Origin of the sequence: Klebsiella sp. 4_1_44FAA (assembly GCF_000238715.1) — a bacterium.
Taxonomy (GTDB): Bacteria; Pseudomonadota; Gammaproteobacteria; order Enterobacterales; family Enterobacteriaceae; genus Klebsiella; species Klebsiella pneumoniae.
The window spans coordinates 50,617-61,333 of record NZ_JH414809.1 but is presented as its reverse complement, the minus strand read 5'-3'; the positions used below and the strand labels follow the sequence as shown (position 1 = coordinate 61,333).

Genomic DNA, 10,717 nt, shown 5'->3' with positions numbered 1-10,717 from the left:
AATATAAAGAATTGCGTACTGAGCACAAAGAATTTGCCTGGCGGCACTAGCGCGGTGGTCCCACCTGACCCCATGCCGAACTCAGAAGTGAAACGCCGTAGCGCCGATGGTAGTGTGGGGTCTCCCCATGTGAGAGTAGGGAACTGCCAGGCATCAAATTGCAGTAAGCCGGGGTGACAACCGGTGGTAATAAAGCGAAGAAATTCGGTGGAGCGGTAGTTCAGTCGGTTAGAATACCTGCCTGTCACGCAGGGGGTCGCGGGTTCGAGTCCCGTCCGTTCCGCCACTTATTAAGAGCCCTGAGCATTTGCTCAGGGCTTTTTTGTTTGATCTGTTCTCTATTATTGCTAATTCAGCAAAAATCCTCTGCATTAATCGCTCTTTTTCCCCTCCACACCATCAGCCATAATTTCATCCGTTAACCGAAATGAAGAAATAACGAGGAAAATCATGGCAATCCCTGCATTTGGTCTTGGCACCTTCCGTCTGAAAGATGATGTTGTTATCGCATCCGTAAAAACCGCGCTGGAGCTGGGCTATCGTGCTATCGACACCGCGCAAATCTATGACAACGAAGCCGCGGTGGGTCAGGCTATCGCCGAAAGCGGCGTGCCGCGTGATGAGCTGTTCATCACTACCAAAATCTGGATCGAGAACCTGAGCAAAGACAAACTCATCGCCAGCCTGCAAGAAAGTCTGCAGAAGCTGCGCACGGACTATGTTGACCTGACGCTCATCCACTGGCCGTCACCGAACGATGCGGTTGCCGTTGAAGAGTTTATGGCAGCCCTGATGGAAGCGAAGAAGCTGGGTCTGACCCGTCAGATTGGTATCTCCAACTTCACTATTCCACTGATGGAGCGCGCGATTGCCGCCGTTGGCGCTGAAAACATTGCGACCAACCAGATTGAACTCTCGCCGTATCTGCAAAACCGTAAAGTCGTCGACTGGGCACGTGAGCACGGCATCCACATCACCTCTTACATGACGCTGGCTTATGGTAAGGCGCTGAAAGATGAAGTGATTGCCCGTATCGCGGCGAAACATAATGCGACTCCGGCGCAGGTTATCCTGGCATGGGCGATGGGCGAGGGGTACGCGGTGATCCCGTCCTCGACGAAGCGTGATAACCTGGCCAGCAACCTGAAGGCGCTGGATCTGCAGTTGGAAGATGAAGATCGACAGGCGATCGCTGCGCTGGATTGCAACGATCGGCTGGTGAGCCCGGAAGGTCTGGCGCCACAGTGGGATTAATCACTCGCTACCGGTATGCCGTTCGCCCTGCCGCCCGAGAAGGTATTACGACAGCTCCTTCGGGAGCTGTTTTACGTGGTCGCTCAGAAAATCAATAAATGCCCTGATGCGAGTGCTGACCGCCCGGTCGCTGTAATAGACGGCACTGAAAGGCATTTCCACCGGTAAGCGCTTATCGGCCAGTAGCTCGACAAACTCTCCGCTGGCAATCTCTTTATCCACCATGTAATCCGACAGGCAGGCAATACCGTTGCCGGTCAGGCACAGCTGCTTGAGCGTTTCGCCGCTATTGGATGACACCGCCGCTTCGATCTCTAACAGCTGGCCATCGCAACAGGAGACCGGCCAGGTATTCAGCGATACCGGCTCGGTGAAGCCGAGGCAGTGATGCTGTTTCAGATCGGACGGATGCTGCGGCATACCGTAGCGCGCGACATAGTCGGGCGAGGCGACGATCTTACGATAGCTGGTAAACAGCGGTCGGGCGCGCAGGCTGGAATCCGTTAAGGTCCCGGCCCGAATGGCCACATCCACTTTCCGTTCAATCAGATTGATAAACGTCTCAGACGAGACGAGCGACAGCGTCATTTCCGGGTAGCGCTCGCGAAATGGCTTCACCAGCGGCATGAGAAAATGCAGAATCACCGGCGTCGCGGCATCTACCCGCAGCAGGCCCCGCGGCGTCGTGCGCGTCTCCAGCAGATCGTTCTCTGCCGCCGCCATTTCCTGCAAGACCACCTGCATCCGGCGAAAGTAGCGCTCGCCTTCTTCTGTCAGGCTGAGCTGGCGGGTGGTCCGATTGAGCAGGCTTACGCCTAGCTTTGATTCCAGCTTTTTGACCGCCCGGCTGACGGCGGAGTTGGCCTGTCCGAGCTGCTCGGCCGCCCGGCTGAAACTCCCGCTTTCCACCACCGCCACAAAGATGGCGATCTCCTCTGATGTGGCTCTCATTATTGCACCTATAGCAAAATTCTATTGATACTTTGATAGTTTTTGTTATTTATACAACCCTTCATACTACGTGTCATCTTAATCCTGATGCTACGGAGTAAATTATGCCACTGGCGCTATTTGCCTTAACCATCGGTGCCTTCGCAATTGGCACCACTGAATTTGTGATTGTCGGCCTGGTCCCGACCATTGCTCAGCAACTCTCTATCTCTCTGCCTTCGGCGGGACTGCTGGTCTCTATCTACGCGCTGGGCGTGGCGATCGGCGCCCCGGTACTGACGGCGTTGACCGGGCGTATGCCGCGTAAACAGCTGCTGCTGGCGCTGATGGTGCTGTTTACGGCGGGTAACATACTGGCCTGGCAGGCCCCTGGCTATGAAACGCTGATCCTGGCGCGACTGCTGACTGGTCTGGCGCACGGCGTGTTCTTTTCTATCGGCTCGACAATCGCCACCAGCCTGGTGGCAAAAGAGAAAGCAGCCTCGGCCATCGCCATTATGTTCGGTGGCCTGACGGTCGCGCTGGTGACCGGCGTTCCCTTTGGCACCTTTATTGGCCAGCATTTCGGCTGGCGGGAAACCTTCCTCGCGGTATCGATTCTCGGGGTGATTGCGCTAATCAGCAGTCTGCTTCTGGTGCCGAATAATATTCCGGGCCGCGCCAGCGCCAGCCTGCGCGATCAGCTTAAAGTATTAACCCATCCGCGCCTGCTGATGATCTACGCCATTACCGCGCTGGGCTATGGCGGCGTGTTTACCGCTTTTACCTTCCTGGCGCCGATGATGCAGGAGCTGGCCGGCTTCAGCCCGTCAGCGGTGAGCTGGATCCTGCTGGGCTATGGTGTCTCGGTGGCTATAGGTAACGTGTGGGGCGGCAAACTGGCCGATAAGCATGGCGCCGTCTCCGCGCTGAAGTTTATCTTCGCTGCGCTGGTTGTGCTGCTGCTGGTCTTCCAGCTGACCGCCAGCGTTCACTATGCCGCGCTGGCGACAGTGCTGGTGATGGGCGTTTTCGCCTTCGGCAACGTGCCGGGTCTGCAGGTCTATGTGGTGCAAAAAGCAGAGCAGTATACCCCGGGGGCTGTCGACATCGCTTCCGGCCTGAATATTGCCGCCTTCAATATCGGTATCGCGCTGGGGTCGATCGTCGGCGGACAGACGGTCGAACGGTACGGTCTGGCGCAGACGCCGTGGATTGGCGCGATGATTGTGCTGGTCGCTTTGCTGTTGGTGGTTCTGAGCGGACGTTTAGATAAATTGCCACGCCGTTCGGCAGCGCTTTCTCCCGAAGGCTAAGGGTTTCTCGCAATTTGCATTGAAAGTGTATGGGAAAATCCCTATAACAGAATAACCAGTCGTCGTCGGGCTGGTTTCTGTTATCGAGGATTAATGCCCAAATTGCGAAAGAACACCTACGCCATGCGCTATGTCGCCGGACAACCTGCGGAGAGAATATTGCCTCCGGGGGCGTTTGCGGGCGTAAGTCCGGTTTATCCCGCCGGTACGCCATTAAGCAGCGATGAGAAGATCCGCGTGCTGGTATGGAATATCTTCAAGCAGCAGCGCGCAGAGTGGCAGTCGGTCCTCAAAAATTTCGGCAAAGATGCGCATTTGGTCCTGTTGCAGGAGGCGCAAACCACCCCAGAACTGGTCCGGTTCGCGACTTCAAACTATCTGGCCGCCGATCAGGTGCCGGCGCTGGTATTGCCGCAGCATCCTTCCGGCGTAATGACGCTGGCCTCCGCGCACCCCATCTATTGCTGTCCGCTGCGCGAGCGCGAGCCTATTTTGCGATTGCCGAAATCGGCGTTAGTGACCGTTTATCCGCTGCCGGATGCGCGGTTGTTGATGGTAGTCAATATCCATGCCGTCAACTTTAGCCTTGGCGTCGACGTCTACAGCAAACAGCTGCTGCCAATTGGCGATCAGATCGCCCATCACAGCGGGCCGGTGATCATGGCCGGCGACTTCAATGCCTGGAGCCGGCCGCGGATGAATGCGCTGTACCGCTTTGCGCGTGAGATGTCGTTACGCGAAGTTCGTTTCTCAGACGATCAGCGCCGCCGCGCGTTTGGTCGTCCCCTCGATTTTGTGTTCTACCGTGGGTTAAGCGTGCACGATGCTTCCGTGCTGGTGACCCGCGCCTCCGACCACAACCCGCTACTAGTCGAATTCAGTCCCGGCAAGCCTGATTAATTTAAGGTTGGTCAGGCCTGCCATGGGGCAGGCCTGCGCATGCATGGTGCTGCCTTTTATTACTCAAAAAAACCGTAAGGACAAGACAACATGACAACACGCTCTCACCATGACAACGTCGAAAAGCAGTTCGGCTCCCAGGCCAGCGCCTATCTGACCAGCACCGTACACGCCTCTGGTCGCGATCTGCAGCGGCTGGCGGAACGGCTGGCTGATTTTCCTCAGGCGAAAGTGCTGGATATGGGCTGCGGGGCAGGGCACGCCAGCTTTACCGCGGCGGGACAGGTTGCCGAGGTGACCGCCTATGATTTATCGAGCCAGATGCTGGAGGTCGTTGCCGCCGCGGCAAAGGAGAAAGGTTTTAGCAATATCGTGACCCAGCAGGGGTACGCCGAAACGCTGCCGTTCGCTGATGCCAGCTTTGATGTGGTGATTAGCCGCTACTCCGCGCACCACTGGCATGACGTTGGCCAGGCGCTGCGTGAGGTGAAACGTGTTCTCAAGCCGGGCGGGGTGATTATCGTGATGGACGTGATGTCGCCGGGTCATCCGGTACGTGATGTCTGGCTGCAGACGGTGGAAGCCCTGCGCGACACCTCGCATGTGCGTAATTATTCCAGCGGCGAGTGGTTGACGCTGGCGACTGAAGCGGGGCTGGTGGTTAACCAGTTGTTGACCGATCGCCTGCCGCTGGAGTTCAGTTCATGGGTGGCGCGGATGCGTACTCCTGAGCCGCTGGTGGAGGCGATTCGCTTATATCAGCAGAGCGCTTCGGCGGAGGTCAAAGCGTACTTCGAGTTACAGGAGGACGGATCGTTTACCAGCGATACCATTCTGTTCGAAGCGCATAAAGCGGTTTAATTTAGGCAACAAAAAAGGCACCGGGGAAGTCGGTGCCTTTTTGTCGAACCAGAGGTATCAGGACTCTGGTCGATCGCTGTTTTTCACAAACAACGTTAGCTGATCGCCTGGGCGCAGGTTGTCGGTATCGCTGTTCCAGCGCATCACGTCGCGAATATTAACGCCGTGACGTTTGGCGATGCTCGACAGCGAATCGCCTTTACGAACGCGATAGGTGATGCTATCGCTGTTGTTCGCCAGACGCTGGGCGCTGCTGCCAGCGCCAATAACCAGATTCTGCCCAACCTTTAATCCAGAGCCGCGCAGGTTATTCCACTGCTGCAGATCGCGGGTCGTCACACCAAGACGGGAAGCTATCCCGGAAATGGTGTCGCCGGAACGCACCTTATAGCTACGGCTGGTCAGCGGCGTATTGTCCGCGAGCTGCGTCGGCTGCACGGCGGCAATGTCGCCAGAGGCCAGCGATTCACGCAGCTGTGCGGCGTGCTTCTGCGGCACCATGACGTACTTTGGCCCGCTCGCGCCCAGCGTTGACCCTTTTACGCCCGCATTGAACGTCTTCAGCTTGCTGACCGGCATACCGGCCATGTCCGCGAGCTGAGAAATATCAACCGGACTGTCGAGGCGAACGCGCGCCAGCGCACGGCTTTCATCAGCCGTAGGCAGCTTTACGCCGTAACGTTTGCTGTTTTTGAGAATGTCGCTCAATGCCAGCATTTTCGGGACGTAGATTTTCGTTTCATGCGGCAGAGACAGCGACCAGAAATCGGTGGGTTTGCCACGCGAACGGTTCGCTTTTACTGCCTTCATGACCCGGCCTTCGCCGCTGTTATAGGCTGCGACCGTTAACAACCAGTCGCCGTCGAACATTTTGTTCAGACGTTGCATCATGTCCAGCGCCGCGGTAGTAGACGCGACGACATCACGACGCGCATCGTAACTGCGGGTCTGTTTTAAACCATAATTGCGCCCTGTGCTCGGAATGATCTGCCAAATGCCTGCGGCATTGGCGCCAGACGTCGCGTGTGGGTCAAAAGCGCTCTCCACTATGGGTAGTAATACCAGTTCCATTGGCATGTTACGTTTCTTAACCTGCCCGGCTATCCAGTACATATACGGCTCTGCCCGTAAAGTTACATCGTGGAGATAGCTCTTATTTCTTAAGTACTTCTGTTTCTGTTCGCGAATCCGGGGATTATCCGGTATTCCCATCTTTAGCTCGTCGCCTATGGAAGTCCACAGATCCTGGTCTTGCGCGTAGAAGGTTCCATCATCTAACCAGCGCGCTTGACTTGTGAACTTGCCTGCTTCCCCTTGACCAGCCGCAGAAAGGCTCTGTGCTCGCTGTTCGACGGTGCCATCGTGCTTAGACGCCTGGCACCCCACCAGCAGGACAGAGGCGAGTAATATCGCTCGTGCCTTCATGTGTGTGTCAATAGTTGCTTAAAAGACGACCAAGGATAACGGCGAAGTTGGCCGATGACAAGAATTAAATATCAGAAGTCATCTTTCTTTGACCTTAACCATGCAAATCGCGCCACAGAGTGTTGCAAATTTGTTTCTTTGTTAATTTTGTCAATTAAATCAATATCATTTACGCGTAAAAATAAATTTATACGCCGCTCATTTTTCAGAGTTACGGGTAGTGTTTTTGTTTTTTTGTCACGTAACTCATTAACTTTATGATAGTAATCGTTTATGTCCCTATCATCTGGCAGGATACTCAATGCAAACTTCATATTCGCTAACGTATATTCATGTGCGCAACATATGAGGGTTTCTTCAGGAAGGGCGTTAATTTTCATAAATGATTGATACATCTGCTCTGCTGTACCTTCGAACAGCCTTCCGCAGCCGCCGGAAAACATCGTATCGCCACAGAACAGATAAGGTTCGCTGTAGTAACAGATATGTCCTAATGTGTGACCTGGCGTAGAGAAAATGGAAAAATCGTGCCCGAGAATTGACAGCCGATCGCCATCGCCTACCACCTGAGTGACGCCTTTATCCTGGGTTTCCGCCGGCCCGTAAACCACTATAGAAGGGAATTTTTCACGTAATTGTTTTACGCCGCCGACGTGATCCTGATGATGATGGGTCAATAAAATAGCCTCGAGCTGCCACTGGTTTTCCTCGATGGCCGCCAGAACCGGCGCGGCTTCGCCTGGATCTACGATGATGCAGCGGCCGTTATTCTCACTGAGAACCCAGATGTAGTTGTCCTGAAACGCGGGAATACTGATAAGATTCATAAATTACCTCTAAAGCGTAGCGGAAGGTGGCAATGAAGCCGGCAAGGATACCTCACACAGTGACAGCGCCTGAGCATTGGTCCAGTATGCCGTGGGGCGAATACTATCGCGAAACGCTGGAGCAGCAGATGAAACCGTGGCTGGCTAAATTATATGGCTTTCATCTGCTTAAGATTGGCAATCTGAGCGCGGAAATCAATACCGAAGCTTGCGCCATCTCGCACCAGGTGAATGTCTCGCTGGCGGGAAATCCAATGCAGGTCCGGGCTGACCCGCTGCATTTACCCTTTGCCGAAAAGTCCGTTGACGCCTGCCTGCTGGCGCACACCCTGCCGTGGTGTAGCGATCCGCATCGTCTGCTGCGGGAAGCCGATCGTGTACTGATCGATGATGGCTGGATGATCCTGACCGGGTTTAATCCGGTCAGCCTGATGGGGTTGCGTAAGCTGGTGCCGGTCCTGCGCAAAGGAACGCCTTATAATAGCCGTATGTTTACGCTGATGCGCCAGCTGGACTGGCTGGCGCTGCTCAACTTTGAAGTGCTGCACTATGGACGTTACCAGGTTTTGCCCTGGTCGCGCCATGGCGGCAAATTGTTGAGCACCCATCTGCCGGCGCTGGGCTGTTTGCAATTGATTGTCGCCCGCAAACGGACCATTCCGCTGACGCTCAATCCGATGAAATCCGGCAAAGCGAAAACTCAGCTGCGGCCGGCGGTGGGCGCCACCCGGCAGTGGCGCAAAGGGCAGAATTAACTCTCAGGCAGGTAGCCGACATCGTCCAGTGTGGGGTGGGAGGCCGCCGCGCGCGCCAGCTCGTCGCAGCGTTCATTTTCAGGATGGCCGGCGTGGCCCTTTACCCATTCCCATTTAATTTTATGCTGGCCAAGCGCGGCGTCCAGCCGCTGCCAGAGGTCGACATTTTTCACCGGCTTTTTCTCTGCCGTTTTCCAGCCGCGCTTTTTCCAGTTGTGGATCCACTGGGTGATCCCCTGACGAACATACTGGCTGTCAGTGCTGAGCACCACTTCGCAATGCTCTTTTAACGCTTCCAGGGCAACAATTGCCGCCATCAGTTCCATGCGGTTATTGGTGGTCAGACGGTAGCCAGCGCTGAAGGTTTTTTCGTGCTGGCGGTAGCGCATGATGGCGCCGTAGCCGCCAGGTCCTGGATTACCCAGGCAAGAGCCGTCGGTGAAAATTTCTACCTGTTTGAGCATCTCTGGTAGACTTCCTGTAATTGAAATCGATTTGTAAACGATAAGTCTGACATAAATGACCGCTATGAGCACTGCAATTACGCGCCAGATTGTTCTCGATACCGAAACCACCGGTATGAACCAGATCGGGGCACACTACGAAGGACACAAGATCATTGAGATCGGCGCCGTGGAGGTGATCAACCGCCGCCTGACCGGTAACAATTTTCACGTCTATCTGAAGCCCGATCGGCTGGTGGATCCTGAAGCATTCGGCGTACACGGGATCGCCGATGAGTTTCTGCTGGATAAACCTACCTTTGCCGACGTGGCTGATGAGTTTATGGATTACATCCGCGGCGCGGAGCTGGTGATCCATAACGCCTCGTTCGATATCGGCTTTATGGATTATGAATTCAGTAAGCTAAACCGCGGCATCGGAAAAACCGAGACCTTTTGTAAAATCACCGACAGTTTGGCGCTGGCGCGGAAAATGTTTCCTGGCAAGCGCAACAGCCTCGATGCGCTATGTTCGCGTTACGAAATAGACAACAGCAAGCGTACGCTGCACGGGGCGTTGCTCGATGCCCAGATCCTTGCCGATGTCTATTTGATGATGACCGGCGGCCAGACTTCGATGGCGTTCTCTATGGAAGGCGAAAGCCAGCAGCAGGCGGGAGAGATGGGAATTCAGCGCGTCGTCCGCGCCGGCAGTCAGTTACGCGTGGTTTATGCCTCAGATGAAGAACTGGCGAACCATGAATCCCGCCTCGACCTGGTACAAAAGAAAGGCGGAAGCTGCCTGTGGCGTGCCTGATAGCCACTAAAATGAATTAAAAGTAGGCGGTTGGGTGATTTTTGCAGCAAACGATTCAAAATGGTAGAAAAAGCGTTGACGGGGTAGAGGGGAATCCGTAATATTCGCCTCGTTCCCAACGGAACAACAACGCGGAGCGGTAGTTCAGTCGGTTAGAATACCTGCCTGTCACGCAGGGGGTCGCGGGTTCGAGTCCCGTCCGTTCCGCCACTATTCAGAAAGCCTGAATCAGCAATGATTCAGGCTTTCGTCGTTTTCGTCGCCGAATTTCAGCGCGCCTCTTGTTCCTCCTGCATGCACTGCATAAATACCCGCATCGCCGGACTGATAGCCTTCCCGGCATGGTGGGCGCAGAGCGCATGGATCGTCAATGGCGTCTCGCTGAATGGCAGCTCAACCAGCGTCCCGCGCTTGAGCTCGTCCTCCACCGCAAAGCGTGGCAGAAAACTCACTCCCAGATTTCCCGCCACGCACTGCTTGATACTCTCAATACTCCACAGCTCAATGGTGTTCTCCAGAGTAATTTCGCGCTGGCGCAGGGTGCTTTCAAAAATCTGCCGGAACACGCACTGGGGTTCGTTGATGATAAAGCTCAGCGGGATATGCTGCCGCGGGCGCATGAAGTCTACCGGCGCCTGCTCGACCGATGCGACCAGCGTCAGCGACTGCTGGCCAAGCTCCATTATCGTGAGCGCGTCATCGTTACCCACCCGGTAAAACACCCCCAAATCGACCTCGTCGGCAAGCAACGCATCGCGGATGCTGTAGCAGTTGAGCGACTGCAGCGACAGGCGCACTTTCGGAGCGCGTTGCTTAAAACGCTGCAGCACCCGCGGCATTTTATACGCCAGCAGCGTTTCGCCAGTGGCGACGCGAAGTTCGCCGCCGGGCTCATCGTCCTGGCGTGCCGCCTGACGAATCGAGGCCATCACTTTAGTCAGGTCGTAGACATGCGGCAGGACCTTCTTACCGGCGGCGGTGAGACACATCCGCCGGCCGATTTTCTCAAACAGCGGAATGGCAAGCTCCTGCTCCAGCTGCTGGATATGAAAAGTCACGGTGGACTGAGTGCAGCATAGTTTCTGCGCCGCGCGCAGAAAGGAACCTTCTTCGACAACAGTTTTGAAGGTGATGAAGCGTCGCAGATCCATATTTCCTCTTTGTATCGATATTATCGAAGCGAGAATGA

At 55.2% G+C, this 10,717-nt stretch carries 11 protein-coding genes, 2 tRNA genes and 1 rRNA gene; 9 read left to right on the top strand and 5 right to left on the bottom strand.

Features of this window, described 5'->3' with window-relative positions; genetic code table 11:
- Nucleotides 1-36 precede the first annotated feature (36 nt).
- The 3 genes from rrf (at nucleotide 37) to dkgB (ending at nucleotide 1,254) form a co-directional block, all read left to right on the top strand.
- Nucleotides 37-152, top strand: a 5S ribosomal RNA gene (gene rrf, locus HMPREF1024_RS01895).
- Between the two features lie 57 nt (nucleotides 153-209).
- Nucleotides 210-286, top strand: a tRNA-Asp gene (locus HMPREF1024_RS01900).
- A 164-nt stretch (nucleotides 287-450) separates the two neighbouring features.
- Entirely contained in the window at nucleotides 451-1,254 is an 804-nt protein-coding gene (gene dkgB, locus HMPREF1024_RS01905; RefSeq protein WP_009309810.1) for a 2,5-didehydrogluconate reductase DkgB, read from the top strand.
- Between the two features lie 45 nt (nucleotides 1,255-1,299).
- Here the strand turns inward: dkgB and yafC are convergent, their stop codons facing one another.
- Nucleotides 1,300-2,205 (bottom strand): DNA-binding transcriptional regulator YafC, encoded by a 906-nt coding sequence (gene yafC / locus HMPREF1024_RS01910; protein ID WP_009309809.1) that lies wholly within the window; start codon nucleotides 2,203-2,205, stop codon nucleotides 1,300-1,302.
- A gap of 104 nt (nucleotides 2,206-2,309) precedes the next feature.
- On the opposite strand from yafC, the gene HMPREF1024_RS01915 reads away from it, so the two are divergent.
- The 3 genes from HMPREF1024_RS01915 (at nucleotide 2,310) to HMPREF1024_RS01925 (ending at nucleotide 5,261) form a co-directional block, all read left to right on the top strand.
- Nucleotides 2,310-3,500 carry an MFS transporter gene (locus HMPREF1024_RS01915; RefSeq protein ID WP_009309808.1) on the top strand — a complete coding sequence of 397 codons (1,191 nt, stop codon included), beginning with the start codon at nucleotides 2,310-2,312 and terminating at the stop codon, nucleotides 3,498-3,500.
- A gap of 102 nt (nucleotides 3,501-3,602) precedes the next feature.
- Entirely contained in the window at nucleotides 3,603-4,400 is a 798-nt protein-coding gene (locus HMPREF1024_RS01920; RefSeq protein ID WP_002889629.1) for an endonuclease/exonuclease/phosphatase family protein, read from the top strand.
- 90 nt (nucleotides 4,401-4,490) lie between these two features.
- On the top strand, nucleotides 4,491-5,261 hold the full coding sequence (locus HMPREF1024_RS01925; RefSeq protein ID WP_004183066.1) for a class I SAM-dependent methyltransferase: 771 nt from the start codon (nucleotides 4,491-4,493) through the stop codon (nucleotides 5,259-5,261).
- A gap of 57 nt (nucleotides 5,262-5,318) precedes the next feature.
- Here the strand turns inward: HMPREF1024_RS01925 and mltD are convergent, their stop codons facing one another.
- On the bottom strand, nucleotides 5,319-6,686 hold the full coding sequence (gene mltD / locus HMPREF1024_RS01930) for a murein transglycosylase D (protein WP_002889632.1): 1,368 nt from the start codon (nucleotides 6,684-6,686) through the stop codon (nucleotides 5,319-5,321).
- A gap of 71 nt (nucleotides 6,687-6,757) precedes the next feature.
- Complete coding sequence (gene gloB / locus HMPREF1024_RS01935; RefSeq protein WP_009309807.1) at nucleotides 6,758-7,513, bottom strand: hydroxyacylglutathione hydrolase; 756 nt, start codon at nucleotides 7,511-7,513, stop codon at nucleotides 6,758-6,760.
- A 32-nt stretch (nucleotides 7,514-7,545) separates the two neighbouring features.
- Between gloB and HMPREF1024_RS01940 the strand changes: the two genes are divergently transcribed.
- The gene (locus HMPREF1024_RS01940; protein ID WP_002889685.1) at nucleotides 7,546-8,268 is read left to right on the top strand and encodes a class I SAM-dependent methyltransferase; all 723 of its coding nucleotides are present in this window, start codon (nucleotides 7,546-7,548) and stop codon (nucleotides 8,266-8,268) included.
- Here HMPREF1024_RS01940 and rnhA read toward each other — a convergent pair.
- Nucleotides 8,265-8,732: a ribonuclease HI gene (gene rnhA, locus HMPREF1024_RS01945; RefSeq protein WP_002889686.1), complete on the bottom strand. Its 468-nt coding sequence runs from the start codon at nucleotides 8,730-8,732 to the stop codon at nucleotides 8,265-8,267. The two genes, HMPREF1024_RS01940 and rnhA, sit on opposite strands and share 4 nt — an antisense overlap.
- Nucleotides 8,733-8,796: 64 nt before the next feature.
- Here rnhA and dnaQ point away from each other — a divergent pair, with 64 nt between their 5' ends.
- Nucleotides 8,797-9,528 carry a DNA polymerase III subunit epsilon gene (gene dnaQ, locus HMPREF1024_RS01950; protein WP_004152034.1) on the top strand — a complete coding sequence of 244 codons (732 nt, stop codon included), beginning with the start codon at nucleotides 8,797-8,799 and terminating at the stop codon, nucleotides 9,526-9,528.
- A 133-nt stretch (nucleotides 9,529-9,661) separates the two neighbouring features.
- Nucleotides 9,662-9,738: transfer RNA gene (locus HMPREF1024_RS01955), tRNA-Asp, on the top strand.
- A gap of 59 nt (nucleotides 9,739-9,797) precedes the next feature.
- Here HMPREF1024_RS01955 and HMPREF1024_RS01960 read toward each other — a convergent pair.
- Nucleotides 9,798-10,679 carry a LysR family transcriptional regulator gene (locus HMPREF1024_RS01960; protein ID WP_004145830.1) on the bottom strand — a complete coding sequence of 294 codons (882 nt, stop codon included), beginning with the start codon at nucleotides 10,677-10,679 and terminating at the stop codon, nucleotides 9,798-9,800.
- Nucleotides 10,680-10,717 lie beyond the last annotated feature (38 nt).